Raw genomic sequence first — 13,996 nt, 5'->3', positions numbered from 1 at the left:
AGATTAATCATGCATAAAAATTTAATTGCTGAACAAGCTATTGCTTATTGCTCACTAGTTTCTTGGTGAAATCTCACTGAGTTCTAAGCATTATTCAATTATTTCGCCAAACTATATAAACCTTGGCTTGGATGGTGTTTCTATGCCGGTTATTTATATTGACGGACCAGAACTTACTGAAGATCAAATTTCAGTTATTTTGGAATTGATTCAAATAAATAAATCTTCATCGTTATTTTTCTACTCAAGACTTTTGCGTCGATTTCGATCCAAGCGATCTAAGTTTATTTATAGTCGAAAACTTGAAAAAGCTCAATACGCATTACACGTATCTCAAATAAAGCTCGTCCAGGCATTTTTGGAAAGTCTTTTACTGAGTATTTGAATAGCGTATTTAACCGCTTACAAGTTGCGTAATATTTAATTATTTTTATTAACCCCAGAGGTAACCACTTACCTTTTGGGTTTGTGGTTTCCTCATTTTTTTGGAGAAAATCATGTCACAAGTAACCCCCATCAATTTCGATCAAAGCCGTCAATTGTTATCCGATTGGTGCGCAAAAAATAATTTTGAGATGTACGAGCACGGTAGTTATTTAGGCATCAGTTGCGAAAATGGCGACAGACGTCTTTATTTTTACTATGACAAAGAAAACAATGTTTATCCTGCTTTCTTTTCATGGTTACCTCATTCTTCTCAACAATATCCTCGACAGATAACTCTTTTGCCTTATCCAGGAAATTGTATGCACGTTTTTATCTCAAAACTAGAACGTTCAATGCGATTGGCTGCAGAAGGTATAGATCATTTAGATAGGCTCTATGACAAAGAAGAGATTTGGCGTTTAGCTCAATCAAAATAATTGTCTCATTATTAGCGCTTTAATAGTTTATTAAGCGCTTTTTTAATCCGGGCGGGTTTCATATAAATCCGATTTTGGATTTTATGACCTGCCTACTTTTTATAAAAATATGAATATTTTGGAGTTCACATGTCTAAAAATTATGATAAATCAACCGTTCAACCAAACTTTCCATCTGACTCAGTCACGAAATTAGAGAAATTGTTTTTATCCTTCTACGGATTTGAGCATCAAAACATTGAAGAGAATGGTATTAATAAGATCTACTTTTTTTCGCATTCGGGCGTCAATGATGAAATTGATGTTGTTTGGGAAAATGTTTTTGATTTTGATGAAGTCAAATTGTTGGTTGAATCAGATAATACTTCTCCAATTGCCTTGCATCTTAAAAAATATTTTGACGACACGATTTACCCGATCACCGAGAAATGTTTTGGTGATGGACGTAACATTGAAATTGATAATGTTCATGATGCTCTTTTCCACGTTATTCAAATTAACTATTCTTGGCCAACCTTGTTTCAAGGCATTATGGCTAAATCAGGGCAAGCGGAAATCGTTATTGAAGGCGCGTATTATTCTGACAAGATGCGACCAGGCGAGTTCGGTGGATGGGTTGCGCGTATAACTCCGGAATTAATTCAATCAAGTGGAACTCAGCGCATGTTTTCGGAAATGCGACAAGAGTCTGCTTTTTTAGATGCTCTTGATATTCTTTATCAATTGGCTTCTGCTAATTGTGCTGATAATGAACTTGATCCTGAAGATCCTAATTTAGATGATGTTTTGGTTCAAGACTGCATTCGGCAACGCAATGCGCTTAATTTGATTCATGACTATATTGTAAATCACCAGTCGATTCGCTAATTAATTTTAACCTTTGAGGTAAATCATGAGCTATACATTTAAAGAGCCTTATATTAGACTTTTTGTTCATCAAGAACAACCTGTCTAGTTAAATCAAAATTAATTCAATTTTGAAATTACTAATCCAAAACGCACAAATTATTATGTTTTTTGGCACTTAACAAATTGACGGTAATCATGCATAATTGCATCTACCGTATTCCCAAAGCACATTTGATAGAGTGCGCTCCGGAAAGACGGATTTTTGTTGTTCTCTACGAGAACTCAGAAGCAGTGCCAGTTCAGCACTTAAAAGAACGAATAATTTTATGAATGCATCTTTGATGCGACTACTTTTCTAGGCCACCGGCCATTTAACCCACAAGGGAATACATCATTCTCTTTGGGATGGGTGTATCTCTTGACTTTTCAAGGAGTACACCATGCAAAACCAAGAAAACTCTTCTCAATCATCAGAACAGTACCCCGATTCTACTAGCTCACGAAAAACACCTGTCGAAGCTAATAACGATAACGAAGGTTATGCTGCAGCGGCTATGAAATCTTGCGAGCTATTGCTTTCCGGTAAAGTTTATGAAGCCACTGTTTTTGCTCGTGAAGCATTGCCATATTTTCAACAGGACCCCGATACTTACTGCATTAATTCTATGCAGCTAATCGATCTTGTTGAGGAATTTAATGTTGAAATGTCTTTGTCAGTTAACAAGACTTTTCTTAAGGGCATGAAATTAGCTTTCATCGAAGGCTCAACCATGCTTTTTACCAGTACAACTGGCAATCATGAAATTGATCAAGGCAAGTTCCTTAAATCATTTCCAGCTTCATTGGGAAATGTTTGGCGAATTGATCAAATTCAAAAACGAACTTCTAAAGTTCAACTACCTGGTATGCGTTTGACTATATGGCAGTTTTTTCAACTGCTTATATACCGCGTAATGCCTATTTAAACCCACGGGGGCAAACTTTTGATCCCTATGGGCTCATTGTTTGCCCTAGTTATTTTTTTGGAGGTAAACATGAAACAAGGCCATTTAAACAGAGCATTTCCAATTGTAGCTTCTCAACTTGGTGCCAAATTCGGTGTTAAGATTTCTATTGGAGGTGATAAGGCTTATACCAATGGTGATCGTATTCAATTACCGGCGCTGAATATTGATGTGAATGCTGAGTTAATTGAGGTTGCTTGGGGCTATCTTATTCACGAGGCGTCTCACATACGTTATACTGATTTTACAGCTTTTACATCTTCAGCAACTTCGCCTTTACGTCGTGAGTTGATAAATTTACTAGAGGACGTTCGTATCGAACGTGGCATTATGGATGAGTACCCTGGTGCTAAAGATTCAATAGAAGCAATGGATCTTTACATTGTAAATTTACCTGAATTTTATATCTCTGATAAAGATAGTCATCCTGCCGCCATTTTGAATCAGTTTATATTTCTTCATTGTGCAGTGGATATTTTAGGCTTTAAATCCTTAATATCTGTTGCAGAAAAAGTTGAAAAGGTTCTTGAAGAAGTATTTCCATGTGGCGCAGTGACACGACTGTTTGCTCTTCTTTCTACCATTCATGGGCTAATTTCAACTCATGATGTGATTAAGTTATCTGATCAAATTATTACAATGATCAATGAAGAATATGTGAATGAGCAGGAACGTCAGCGACAACTTGCGCAATCACATGGTTCTCAACAGAGTAATCAGAGTGAACAAGGTAATCAATCTGGATCATCCGAAGATGACTCGGGTACCGATGCTGGTTCAACTGACGATGCTGGTTCAACTGACGATTCAGGTTTGAGCAATGATTCTTTGGATCAAAGTTCAGATGATGAAACTAACGAAGATCCAGGAAAAGGACAGGAAAATAGTGGTAACAATCATGGTTCTGATGAAAATGATAGTGAGCTTTTTGCTCAATCGCTGTTGGATGCACTAAATGCTTCTGATAATGATATGCCGCAAAATATCAACGATATGGCGCGTCAACTACTTTCCAATCAAACAATGACTACCTATGATTCAACTGTTTACATTCCTGCCGTACATAAGCCAGTTCTGAATGAATTGGTTGGTTCTACATCAGTGGATAACGTTGCATCTTGGTCTGTAAAAATCCGCGCTTCACTGCAAGGTTTAATTCAGTCTAGCAAATTCGATCGCACTTCAACTAAACGTATCGGAAATCGAATTAATGGCAAGAAGTTGTTTAGAATTGCTCAAGGTGATTCTCGTGTTTTTGATCGTAGAATAAGTCGTAAGGCACCGAATACAGCTCTTCATATACTATTAGATGGTTCAACATCTATGGGTTATAAAATACCCGGAAGTATAAATCGAGAATTCATTCATATTGCTACTGAAGCATCTATAGCTTTAGCTATGGCACTTGAAGGAGTTTCTGGTGTTAATCCGGCGATAACTCGCTTCCCACATGAAAATACTGACGATGTTGTTGAATTATTGCCTCATGGTCAGAAAGTTCGTTCGAATATGGGTGCTTTTATACCCTTAGCTTCAGGAGGCACACCTTTGCATTCTGCTATCTGGTATGCCGCATCAAGTGTTTACTCAACTCATGAAGAGCGTAAGGTTATTATCGTTTTAACAGATGGTGAGCCCGATGATAAATTCTTAGCGAGTTCTGTTATTCAACGGTGTGAAAGTTCCGGTATTGAGTTTGTTGGCATTGGTATTTGTCATGATGTGAGTCATTTATTTAAGACGAGCTTTATGATCAATGATGTTAATGATCTTTGTGCAGAACTATTCAAAATTGGCCGTGATTTATTAGTCGCAGCTTAACTTTCAAAGTCTGAACATTGAGATTGTCACCTTTTTATTAAGGTACTTCTCTTTGTTTGGCATTTTTATTATTTAGGAGATTCTATGGACTCACAAAACGCACAAATTGAAAACCTTACTCATAATTGCCAAGTTTTGGTTGCTTGTCTGAAAAATATGCTTTTGGCAAGATTGGATTCGGATTATATAATTCTTGATGACGTAATGAAGAATGCAGTTGATGTTTTGATTCATTTGGACCAATCATCTCTTGAAAAATATCCGTCCATAATAAAAGACATGAATGTTGGATATGACTGGACAGAAAATGGATATTACGGTGACAAAGGCGTTAATATTAATTCTAATCAGCCATGGTTGCGATCAATTGCCTATCTTATTCAAGATCAAAAAGGTCATGACCTAGATAAAAAACCAGTTGATGATATAAAAGAACCGTCACCAATTGACGTTGTTATTCAAGACTTGACAACTGCTTTCCAAGATACCCCTCAAGGGACTTGGACTGTAGAACCTCATGGTCATTTTGTTATCGATCAGTCCGATGTTAATTTGAACGAAGTTGTTCAAATTATGAATAAGGGATCTGCATTTACAACAAATGAAGGAGATGCGGTTTTGCATTTTGTCGCAGCTTCTCATAATGCATTTCCTGCGCTATCGGATGAAATTAAGCGACTTAAATCAATTGAGGGTTTTCATAAGGAATTAAATTCCTATCTACTTGAAGCTTTATCTGTCATGACTGAATTGCGTATGCATACGAATTGTTTGCTCGATATTTATCCTGATAACGATATCGTTAGTAATGCTTGTAGTCAACATGATTTATTTTCTACTACGTTTCAAAAATATATTGATAGATTTAATTTAACGTAATCGATTTAATCTGTTTACTTTTCAACCCATCCAGGGAAATTCATTTCTCCCTTGGAGTTTTGTATTTTCCTGGTTTTTCATTAAGCGAGGAAATTACTATGTCAGACTTTATTATTAGTCCTAACCCAGACGCTTCTGATTTTTTGTTTGAATTAGCCAATATCGATTCAATGGTTTCTTCTGTCGATCTGGAGTTTATTCACCACTTTTTTGATTGTGCTAAAAAAGCCTCAGCTTTGGCCAATGGGTATATCAAGAAAATTCTGTGGGATGACGCAAAGCGATATCCTGAATGTTCTCTAGGAGTAATTCAGTATTCTGTTAGGCCTTACGTTCAAGGTTTTGGGTGTGACGGGACAACTGACGCCAATATTCATCTTATTGGTATCCATATCTTTTCAAAACTCGGTCTGGATTATTTGTCTGCTTACAGCCAGGCTTATAACTCCGAACACGATAATATTGATTGGTTAATTGAAATTGCTTCTGACAAAAACCTTAAGTTAGAGACTGTTTTACCCAATGAAATTGGCCCCAATGAAATAGGTCTGCTATTGCACGATCTTTACCAAATTAACTGCCGGTCGTTTGTAGAAGTTATCGAAAACATTCTCAAAGAGAATAATATCGAATACTCTGACTGGTCTTAATCATTTATCCCTTTACGAGGAATACATTTTCTCTACAGGGACTTTGTATTTCCTCGTTATTATTCTGTTAATGGAGGAATCCTATGTCAATAAAAACAATCATGTTTCATAACCTAAAATCCATTCCAAAACCAAAAGACGCTGTTGTTTTTTGGAACAATAATGGGGCAGGTTTTCCAAAGAAAATTGAAATTCAGAACAGTATTAATGCTTTTTGCAATCAAACTGGCATAAAGTCAGTTTGGGTATCAACTAAGCGTTGTAGTCCTGAATCTGCTATTCGAGAATTCAAAAAGCTTTATCAACCTTTAGAGTTTTTCGCAATGACAAAACGCGGGACGATGTATGAAGAAGACAGTATGCAGGTATTTTATATCGATGCTTCTGTTGGAGGTATTCAATGAATGCTTTACCTTGGAATAACGCTAATGTTAATGACGAAGCTCGTTGGTTTGGTACAGAAATATGTTTGACTGCCAAGATTGCGAAACATGCTGTTTCTGGCCTAGTTCGTGAAGGTATCGCTATTCTGCATTCGGTAAAGAATGGTGGTGGTGCTCTGGAAGTTAAGTTTAAAAGCGATGATTTTCCAGTTCGAATCAACGCCAGAGATACTTACGACGTTTCTGTTCTTCTTCTTAAGGATGCTGTTATTTTGAATCCTGTTATTCATACATCGACACCTATTGTCAGACTACCAGAAAGGCCAAATTTAGGTTTTTATACTAACCCACGGTTTGTGGCTTCTGCAGCTGAGCAAAAGTTACTTTGTTATCGTAGTGGCCGTATTGCATTATTGCGGCAACTTAATGACAAGCTAGCTGAGATTTCGCCTGTTGACGCTTATCACCATGACGACATTTCTCACACAGAAAATGAAAACATTGACAAGGTCCGTGATTATTTAATTGAAAACATTCGATTGCTGTCACACCCTGTTACTTCCTAATTTTCTTTAATCCACGCGGGGAATTAACTACTTTCCTTTTGAAAGCCAGTTAACTCCCTTTTTTTATTCTCAAGGAGAATTTTTATGTCTACTGAATTGTTACAAAATAAAGTGCGTGTTTCTTCATCACACGGCTATTTTCTCTTTCACGCTACATCAGGTTATGTGATCTTGCCCGGATTTCACGGACACTCCACTAAGCGACTTTTTTAGCTTCAAAAGTTTCCGGACTAACATAGCCTAATTTGGAATGAAGCCGTTTGCGATTGTAATATACTTCGATATATTCGAACACTTGATACTTGGCTACAGATCGGGTTAAAAAGCGTTCACCATGAATCGCTTCGACTTTAAAGCTGTGGTTCCAGCTTTCCATAGCAGCGTTATCGTAGCAGTCGCCTTTCTTGCTCATACTACAAATCAATTGGTGTTTAGTGAAAAGCTTCTGGTAGGCGGCAGAGCAATACTGGCTGCCACGATCCGAATGAACAATGACACCTTTAGGCATACGGTGACGCCATAAAGCCATAATCAGCGCATCACAGACCAATGTTGCCGTCATTCGTTCGTTAATGGCCCAACCGATCACTCTGCGCGAATAAAGCTCAAGCACAACAGCTAAGTACAGCCAGCCTTCCTCAGTCCAAATATACGTTATATCGGACACCCATTTTTGATCGGGTGCATCTGCTGTGAAATTTTGCTCCAACAGATTAGGCGCGACAGGCAAAGAGTGATTGCTGTTAGTAGTGGCTTTGTATTTCTTGGCCGCTTTTGCTCTCAAACCATGGCTACGCATGATTTTGGCTACCCGGTGCCGACCAGCGGACTTCCCTTCATCATGCAGTCGCTGAGTAATCCTGGGCGAACCAGGCCGACCTTTTTCATCATCAAAAATACGCTTAATTTCACAGGCGAGCAATTGATTGGCTTGGGTTCTATCGGAAAGTGGCCTATGTTTCCAGCTGTAATAGCCACTGCGTGAAACACCCATTATTCGAGTCATCATGCCCACAGCGAATTGATTGGCATTGGCTTTAATCATGGCGTACTTCACTTGGGCTGTTTGGCAAAGTTCACCGCCGCCTTTTTTAAAAAGGCTACTTCCTCTTCAAGGCGGGCGTTTTCTCGTTTAAGCCGCGCCATTTCAGCTTGTTGCAGCTTTTGATCTTCAAAGGGCTGTCCCGTTTGGCTTCGTTTGGCTCGCCAGTTGTACAGCATCGACTCGGCAAGCCCTAAATCTTTGGCGACCTTGGCTATGCCATCCTTATCCGCACGCTCCAATACTTGCTCTTTAAACTGAGCTGTATATTTGTTGCGGACTACAGCAGTATTCAAATCTTTTTTGGTTTTCATTGTTTTCCTCGTAGTTAGAGATTACTCTCTTAGCCGAGTGTCCGCTAGATCGGGGCAAGATCAGTATCTCTTGTTATTCCAAGGAGTACACCATGAACAAATCAACCATTATTACTCAGGTTAAATCATCTAATCCATACCTGCTTCACCTTTTGAGGACAGTAAGGATTTTTGATAACAACGGTAAAACTTTTGATCGTTATACGATTGTTTTTATGCTTGAGCCAGAAAAGAATGGTTTTTATGTTGCATTAGCCATGTCGTCCAATCCTTGTCATCCACAAGGATATGGACAACATTGCACAGCCAGACCAGGTAAACATTTAGGTAATTGTATCGATTTTGATGCGCTTCCCGAACCATGTCAAAAACTTGTTATAAAAAACATCTGCTTTACAGATTCAATTAAAAACTAACAAGTTTAATCCAGATTGAAAGGCGCTCTAAAATCCATGTCTTTCAAACTTAACAACCTGACGGTAATCATGCATAATTGCATTTACCGTCTTCCCAAAGTGCATTTAATAAGTGTGCTCCGGAAAGACGGAATTTTTTGTAGTTCTATGAGAGCTCAAAATCAGTGCCAGTTCAGCACTTAAAAGAACGAATAATTTTTAATGCGTTTTACGCGACTATCTTTCGGCCCTAGGCCATTTAACCCTCAAGGGAATACATCATTCCCCGAGGGATTGGTGTATCTCTTGATTTTTCAAGGAGTACACCATGACAAAATCAAGTCTTTCTCAAGAAATTCGTTTTTTTGACCAAATTAGTCAAGTAAACGAAGTTCTTTCTAATGAGCCTTTTCAGTATCAAAAGGCTAATATTCCCGGACATTCCGATAAGCCCAGCTTAATTTCTCAACTAAATAAAATTACACGAAATCGTGGATTTCATTTAATGAGCGCAATTGCAGCTCAACGTGTCATTGAACATGTTCAAGATGGCGGTTTTATCGGCGTAAATGCTGATCATTACGCGATGGCTCTGCTTGATGCTACTGGAAAAGTTACCAAATCTGGCTACGAAATATTTACCAATCAACAAAGATCTGAGGCATATCAAATTGCCGAAGAATTTTGGCCTGAAATTTATGAGCAATCTAAAGTAAATTTCTCAAATGCATCTCATCATTAAGATCTAATTATCTACAGCCCTTTGGGAAACAACTTCCCATTTGGGCAAGGCGTTTCCCTTTTATTTTATTAAGGAATTAAGCCATGACACATGAAATCATAGATACCCTCGATAATCTTACGAGTAATACTGTTTCAACTGAAGAACTTGTCGACACCTTTAGTCGTGAAGGCAATGCATTAATGGGACATGTTTCTGATGTTCTGATTAATGAGCGAAAATTTCCTGATAATCCACGAGTAATGTTTCAGTGGTTACTTGAAAATCAAGACGGATTATGGGATGAAATTATTGGTCCCGCACTTGACGCCCTTCAGGTTCGTTATATGTCTGAAAATTTACATAACTTGTCTTCTGGGGATATTAATGCTTAAACCTTTTAAAGATAGATCACGATCTGCTTCTAAACCTACTAAACTTTCGCAAATTATTCAGCGAGAAGATGGTTCAGAAGTCAAAATCGTTGCGCAATTGTGCTTTGGTCTTGGTCTCGCGCGGTCTATAGATGTTTATGTGCATCGACGTAACAGTCATCAAGATAATTGGATTTTGTGTAGTGATAGACCTCATCCTAATTGGCGAAGCATGTCTGTTAATGATTACATTAACCACGGACGATCTCAAATGTTGCAAGCGGTCTCTGCAGGAGAAATCCTTAAAGTGACTAGCGCATTAACAAGCTGTAACACTTTGTAAGTTTAATTAATTTATTAACCCATTGGGAACATCATTTCCCATTTGGGCTTTTGGTGTTCCTGTTTTTTAAGGAGTAAACACCATGTCACAAAGTACTGCTTTTTCTGCCTTTAAAAAAGGCAAATTACTCAGTGTATCCGATTTCGCATCAGGAAGTTTTTCAGACCAGATACATGGCAAGAAAAACAGATCTTCTTCCGAAAATCCAATTTCCATACGAACCAGCCTGAGATATCCAGGTTCGTATTTCGTAAATGGTTTACGTTTTGTCCCTAACGGCATTGTAGTTTGGGTTGAAAGAAACGAGTACGGCAATCCTGTTGCTAAGGCGAGTAAAAACTTTTACATATCGCTAGAATCAATCATGGCTTATCTGTTCAAGTTTGAGATCGTTTCTTTCGAACAGCTTTCGAATCCAGATTTATCTGTATTTGAAGCACTGTCTAAGCAACAAATTAAGACTCCGTTCTTATTTTAATCACCCACTGGGAACACTACATTTCTCATCTTTGGGTTTTTTGTGTTCCCTTTTTTGTTTATTAAGGAGAAAACACATGTTACCAAATATTACTAACCCACAATTCACTGAAGCGATGCAGGAACTTTATAGTTCTTACATGGAATCAATGAAAAACTGGGCCTTTTCAACTCATTTCACTATCGTATCCATTGACGGTCCTCACCTGTTTGATCTTTTTCAATCATTTGATTCTGTTCCGGAAGCCAAAGCCATTGCTAATTTAAGATTTGCCCGCACGGCTCATAACTTGTTTCCGGAAATTAAAGACCGATTGGATCGTCTTGAAAAAGTTGAGTCCGCTCTTCAGTCTTTGCTTTCTGTAATTAATGAGGATAATGAGGGTGATTTCTTTATTTGCAAAGAGGCTAGTCAGTTAATTATTGATGCTAATTCAGCTTTATTGACCAAGGAAGATCTTCTCAACCCTAGCGATTACGGAGTCTAAAATGAATGCTCATGCAGAAATTATAGGCAAAGGTTCAATGGGGCAAGTCATGCGAATCGGTGATACCGTTTGCAAAAAAGCTTCCAAGTCGGAAATCAGTATTTATGATTTACTGCAAGGTAAGTCTGGTATTTGTCCCGGCTTTTATGATTCAAGTCGTGATTTGATTGTGACCCCGTTTTATCCGACGGTGCTCAGTATTGATACCGTACCCAAAGACCAACGACAAGTTTATTCCAAAGTAATTGAATCTAATCTGTCCAGAATTAATCTGGCCATTTCATATTTGATTGCCACCGGCTATGAATATTCTGATCCGCTTCAATGGGGCTTGGATGATTCAGGATGGATGCATTTATTAGATTTCTCAAACGGAAATAATAACTTTCCATCAGATGTCGTTCGTAACAATCTTTTCGAATTGTCTCGCTTTTACGAGCAATTCGGTTTGACTGAAATTTCAAAATACGTATCGGTTACCTCTGAAGTCTTAACGAATGTGATATCGCGTTGCGATAATCCTTTTCTTTTTGAATTCTTCGGTGATGTTTTTGATGGAGTTGATTATCGGTCTATCGATAATGATCTTAACAGTCAGAAGCCTCGATATGCGTATTACACGACGTTAATTGGTTTACCGATTAATTTCACACACGCTTCTCATACGGATTTGGAGCTAGGAGTTAAAGTGATCTTATCACTTGAACCTTTTTTCGCTTTTCCAGATTCCATTATGGATACAGGCATATTGACTCTCGTTTACTCTCAATTCTAAGCGAGAAATTTTAACCCACATGGGAGCAATTCAGTTCCCTATGGTTCTGTTTGCTCCTCTTTTATTCAGATTTTCTGATCGAGGCAATTATGAGTATTAACAGAAACCGCTATTTGAAAATTATGGCATTGGCAAGAAAACGCTATACCAATGCTAGTGGTGCTCTTGTTCTTTATTTGAGCACTCATGCTGATAAAAAACATTCGAATGAAGATGTTATGTATTCAAAAATTGAATCCATGGCCTTTGATAAGTATGTTCGTGGTAAATGGTCATTTATTGAAGCACTTGAGCAATCCAGAGCCGCTTTGCCAGATCAAAGTTTTGCTGAAGCTAACGGTGTTGACAGAAGTTTAATTGTTGAAATCGACAATGCTCTGGCATCAATAAAAACATCAAGATCCCAACTTAAGGCGCTTTTAATAGAAGCACGTAATGCTTTGCCTAAAGCTTGGGAAAATCATAGTGGATGTGATGATTTACTTAAATTGATTGACATATCACTTTCTTAAGGGGTTTTTACATGACAAGTAAATTTTATGAAGACACCAAAGTTATTGTTAAAGATAAACTTTTTGAACATGGTTGGGGAATTTTAAAAGATTTATATCTTGGCGAGACACCTCTTGCTTCTATTGCTCAAAAATCTTTTGAAACAGCTACCGGTACAAAATTAGCAACTGTATATTTACTTGATTTATTCAAAGAAAATATTGTTGCTATCCATGGCGAATATCAAAGTCAAGCTACAAACGTATTAAGTACATGCAATGTATTTATCAAAGAAAACTCAACTGCTAATGAAGTATCAAATTGTGTTGATGATTTTTTAAAAAACGCTAATCATTACATTGATGAATCATTTTCTCGTCGTCTTTTTCTTAAATATGGCTATTAGAAAGGTATTTTTATGCGTAGATATTTTTCTTTCAGAAGATCGTGGCCAAATACTATTTCGCTAGGATTTTCTATTGCCTGTTGTAAAAGTGATCGAACTGCTTGCTTGATTTTTTATATTTTCACGCATGCTATTTTGATGGGCCCCCATTCATCTAAATAATTCACAAAGTATTTTGCTTTTAACCCACAGGGGATCAATTCCCCACTTGTGGGACTTGTCTCCCCTCTGTTTTCTTTTATATTTTCCAGAGGTTACAATGAACGTATTTAATGTACGCTGTATTAGGCATAAGGTTGATATGTTAGCTGATGAACACCCCAAAACAATGACTGATGAAGAATATCTTCAATCTGAAGTTTTATCGCATGTTAAGCGGGAGTATATCGACGGTCGTGTTTATGCCATGGCAGGAGCGGGACCTAATCACAATAGAATTTCTGTCAATATTTCGAGTGAATTTCAGCGTCATCTTAAAGGCATGCCTTGCGAAACATACATGGCTGATATGAAAGTCCGCTCAGGTAATGACTACTTCTATCCAGATGTCATGGTGGATTGCGCTTCTTTGGAACGCATCGGTCAATTTACTACGTCTCCGATATTAATTATTGAGGTTTTGTCTAAATCCACGCGTAAGAATGACACAACCATAAAACTCATGCGTTATATCAACATGGAATCTTTACAAGAATATGTGTTGATTGAGCAAGACTCAGTTTGTGTTCATGTGCTACGTAAAACCAACAACTGGCTGTCCGAGTATTTTTATTTGGGCGACACAGTCACCTTTGAGTCTATTGGCCTATCGTTAGCGGTTGAAGAAATTTATGACCGCGTCGATAATGACGATATGCGTGAATTCCGGCAGCAAAAACAAAATCTGCCAGATTAATTTTATAATCAGCTCCTACGCGGTATTTTTGCGTTTTTTGGACTTAACATTTAGACGGTAATTAGGCATAATGCCTATACCGTCTTCCCAAAGCGCATTTGATAGAGTGTGCTCCGGAAAGACGGATTTTTGTTGTTCTCTACGAGAACTCAGAAGCAGTGCCAGTTCAGCACTTAAAAGAACGAATAATTTTATGAATGCATCTTTGATGCGACTACTTTTCTAGGCCACCGGCCATTTAACCCACAAGGGAATACAT

Annotated in this window: 19 protein-coding genes; 18 read left to right on the top strand and 1 reads right to left on the bottom strand. The window is 37.9% G+C overall.

The features are described from left to right. Positions 1–497 precede the first annotated feature (497 nt). The 8 genes from ABH008_RS22855 to ABH008_RS22820 all read left to right on the top strand — a co-directional run bounded on the left by ABH008_RS22855 (position 498) and on the right by ABH008_RS22820 (position 7,015). A complete protein-coding gene (locus ABH008_RS22855) occupies positions 498–863 on the top strand; it encodes a hypothetical protein (protein WP_347990254.1) in 366 nt (121 codons plus the stop codon). A gap of 129 nt (positions 864–992) precedes the next feature. Next, the gene (locus tag ABH008_RS22850) at positions 993–1,730 is read left to right on the top strand and encodes a hypothetical protein (RefSeq protein WP_347990253.1); all 738 of its coding nucleotides are present in this window, start codon (positions 993–995) and stop codon (positions 1,728–1,730) included. A 422-nt stretch (positions 1,731–2,152) separates the two neighbouring features. After that, positions 2,153–2,677, top strand: a complete 525-nt coding sequence (locus ABH008_RS22845) for a hypothetical protein (protein ID WP_347990252.1) — start codon at positions 2,153–2,155, stop codon at positions 2,675–2,677. A 69-nt stretch (positions 2,678–2,746) separates the two neighbouring features. After that, positions 2,747–4,537, top strand: coding sequence for a VWA domain-containing protein (locus ABH008_RS22840; protein WP_347990251.1), 1,791 nt, complete (start codon positions 2,747–2,749; stop codon positions 4,535–4,537). 84 nt (positions 4,538–4,621) lie between these two features. Continuing rightward, the gene (locus ABH008_RS22835) at positions 4,622–5,416 is read left to right on the top strand and encodes a hypothetical protein (protein WP_347990250.1); all 795 of its coding nucleotides are present in this window, start codon (positions 4,622–4,624) and stop codon (positions 5,414–5,416) included. 98 nt (positions 5,417–5,514) lie between these two features. Further along, entirely contained in the window at positions 5,515–6,066 is a 552-nt protein-coding gene (locus ABH008_RS22830) for a hypothetical protein (RefSeq protein WP_347990249.1), read from the top strand. A gap of 83 nt (positions 6,067–6,149) precedes the next feature. Next, a complete protein-coding gene (locus ABH008_RS22825; protein WP_347990248.1) occupies positions 6,150–6,470 on the top strand; it encodes a hypothetical protein in 321 nt (106 codons plus the stop codon). After that, the gene (locus tag ABH008_RS22820; protein WP_347990247.1) at positions 6,467–7,015 is read left to right on the top strand and encodes a hypothetical protein; all 549 of its coding nucleotides are present in this window, start codon (positions 6,467–6,469) and stop codon (positions 7,013–7,015) included. The genes ABH008_RS22825 and ABH008_RS22820 overlap by 4 nt, the downstream gene beginning before the upstream one ends. A 196-nt stretch (positions 7,016–7,211) precedes the next feature. Here ABH008_RS22820 and ABH008_RS22815 read toward each other — a convergent pair. Further along, positions 7,212–8,371 (bottom strand): IS3 family transposase gene (locus tag ABH008_RS22815; protein WP_347990246.1). Its coding sequence is split into 2 segments (ribosomal slippage): positions 7,212–8,110 and positions 8,110–8,371, totalling 1,161 coding nucleotides; the frame shifts between segments, so codons are not numbered across the junction. Positions 8,372–8,463: 92 nt separating this feature from the next. On the opposite strand from ABH008_RS22815, the gene ABH008_RS22810 reads away from it, so the two are divergent. From ABH008_RS22810 to ABH008_RS22765, 10 genes are all read left to right on the top strand, one after another. Continuing rightward, positions 8,464–8,787 carry a hypothetical protein gene (locus tag ABH008_RS22810; RefSeq protein ID WP_347990245.1) on the top strand — a complete coding sequence of 108 codons (324 nt, stop codon included), beginning with the start codon at positions 8,464–8,466 and terminating at the stop codon, positions 8,785–8,787. Between the two features lie 307 nt (positions 8,788–9,094). Next, complete coding sequence (locus ABH008_RS22805; protein WP_347990244.1) at positions 9,095–9,508, top strand: hypothetical protein; 414 nt, start codon at positions 9,095–9,097, stop codon at positions 9,506–9,508. A gap of 83 nt (positions 9,509–9,591) precedes the next feature. After that, the gene (locus ABH008_RS22800; protein ID WP_347990243.1) at positions 9,592–9,882 is read left to right on the top strand and encodes a hypothetical protein; all 291 of its coding nucleotides are present in this window, start codon (positions 9,592–9,594) and stop codon (positions 9,880–9,882) included. After that, positions 9,875–10,204, top strand: coding sequence for a hypothetical protein (locus ABH008_RS22795; protein ID WP_347990242.1), 330 nt, complete (start codon positions 9,875–9,877; stop codon positions 10,202–10,204). Before ABH008_RS22800 ends, ABH008_RS22795 begins: the two co-directional genes overlap by 8 nt. Before the next feature lie 82 nt (positions 10,205–10,286). Then, the gene (locus tag ABH008_RS22790; RefSeq protein ID WP_347990241.1) at positions 10,287–10,682 is read left to right on the top strand and encodes a hypothetical protein; all 396 of its coding nucleotides are present in this window, start codon (positions 10,287–10,289) and stop codon (positions 10,680–10,682) included. Between the two features lie 76 nt (positions 10,683–10,758). Continuing rightward, positions 10,759–11,169 carry a hypothetical protein gene (locus ABH008_RS22785; protein WP_347990240.1) on the top strand — a complete coding sequence of 137 codons (411 nt, stop codon included), beginning with the start codon at positions 10,759–10,761 and terminating at the stop codon, positions 11,167–11,169. Position 11,170: 1 nt separating this feature from the next. Next, on the top strand, positions 11,171–11,944 hold the full coding sequence (locus ABH008_RS22780) for a hypothetical protein (RefSeq protein ID WP_347990239.1): 774 nt from the start codon (positions 11,171–11,173) through the stop codon (positions 11,942–11,944). Positions 11,945–12,033: 89 nt separating this feature from the next. Continuing rightward, entirely contained in the window at positions 12,034–12,456 is a 423-nt protein-coding gene (locus ABH008_RS22775) for a hypothetical protein (protein ID WP_347990238.1), read from the top strand. An 11-nt stretch (positions 12,457–12,467) separates the two neighbouring features. After that, entirely contained in the window at positions 12,468–12,842 is a 375-nt protein-coding gene (locus tag ABH008_RS22770; RefSeq protein ID WP_347990237.1) for a hypothetical protein, read from the top strand. Between the two features lie 259 nt (positions 12,843–13,101). Then, positions 13,102–13,737 (top strand): Uma2 family endonuclease, encoded by a 636-nt coding sequence (locus ABH008_RS22765; protein ID WP_347990236.1) that lies wholly within the window; start codon positions 13,102–13,104, stop codon positions 13,735–13,737. Positions 13,738–13,996 lie beyond the last annotated feature (259 nt).

The sequence above is a fragment of the Methylomonas sp. AM2-LC genome (genome assembly GCF_039904985.1).
Lineage (GTDB): Bacteria > Pseudomonadota > Gammaproteobacteria > Methylococcales > Methylomonadaceae > Methylomonas.
This window is presented reverse-complemented; position numbering and strand designations above follow the sequence as displayed.

Excerpts from the sequence above, each read along its gene's own strand:
- ABH008_RS22855 (WP_347990254.1), top strand. The coding sequence starts at position 498 with ATGTCACAAGTAACCCCCATCAATTTCGATCAAAGCCGTCAATTGTTA.
- ABH008_RS22850 (WP_347990253.1), top strand. The coding sequence starts at position 993 with ATGTCTAAAAATTATGATAAATCAACCGTTCAACCAAACTTTCCATCT.
- ABH008_RS22845 (WP_347990252.1), top strand. The coding sequence starts at position 2,153 with ATGCAAAACCAAGAAAACTCTTCTCAATCATCAGAACAGTACCCCGAT.
- ABH008_RS22840 (WP_347990251.1), top strand. The coding sequence starts at position 2,747 with ATGAAACAAGGCCATTTAAACAGAGCATTTCCAATTGTAGCTTCTCAA.
- ABH008_RS22835 (WP_347990250.1), top strand. The coding sequence starts at position 4,622 with ATGGACTCACAAAACGCACAAATTGAAAACCTTACTCATAATTGCCAA.
- ABH008_RS22830 (WP_347990249.1), top strand. The coding sequence starts at position 5,515 with ATGTCAGACTTTATTATTAGTCCTAACCCAGACGCTTCTGATTTTTTG.
- ABH008_RS22825 (WP_347990248.1), top strand. The coding sequence starts at position 6,150 with ATGTCAATAAAAACAATCATGTTTCATAACCTAAAATCCATTCCAAAA.
- ABH008_RS22820 (WP_347990247.1), top strand. The coding sequence starts at position 6,467 with ATGAATGCTTTACCTTGGAATAACGCTAATGTTAATGACGAAGCTCGT.
- ABH008_RS22810 (WP_347990245.1), top strand. The coding sequence starts at position 8,464 with ATGAACAAATCAACCATTATTACTCAGGTTAAATCATCTAATCCATAC.
- ABH008_RS22805 (WP_347990244.1), top strand. The coding sequence starts at position 9,095 with ATGACAAAATCAAGTCTTTCTCAAGAAATTCGTTTTTTTGACCAAATT.
- ABH008_RS22800 (WP_347990243.1), top strand. The coding sequence starts at position 9,592 with ATGACACATGAAATCATAGATACCCTCGATAATCTTACGAGTAATACT.
- ABH008_RS22795 (WP_347990242.1), top strand. The coding sequence starts at position 9,875 with ATGCTTAAACCTTTTAAAGATAGATCACGATCTGCTTCTAAACCTACT.
- ABH008_RS22790 (WP_347990241.1), top strand. The coding sequence starts at position 10,287 with ATGTCACAAAGTACTGCTTTTTCTGCCTTTAAAAAAGGCAAATTACTC.
- ABH008_RS22785 (WP_347990240.1), top strand. The coding sequence starts at position 10,759 with ATGTTACCAAATATTACTAACCCACAATTCACTGAAGCGATGCAGGAA.
- ABH008_RS22780 (WP_347990239.1), top strand. The coding sequence starts at position 11,171 with ATGAATGCTCATGCAGAAATTATAGGCAAAGGTTCAATGGGGCAAGTC.
- ABH008_RS22775 (WP_347990238.1), top strand. The coding sequence starts at position 12,034 with ATGAGTATTAACAGAAACCGCTATTTGAAAATTATGGCATTGGCAAGA.
- ABH008_RS22770 (WP_347990237.1), top strand. The coding sequence starts at position 12,468 with ATGACAAGTAAATTTTATGAAGACACCAAAGTTATTGTTAAAGATAAA.
- ABH008_RS22765 (WP_347990236.1), top strand. The coding sequence starts at position 13,102 with ATGAACGTATTTAATGTACGCTGTATTAGGCATAAGGTTGATATGTTA.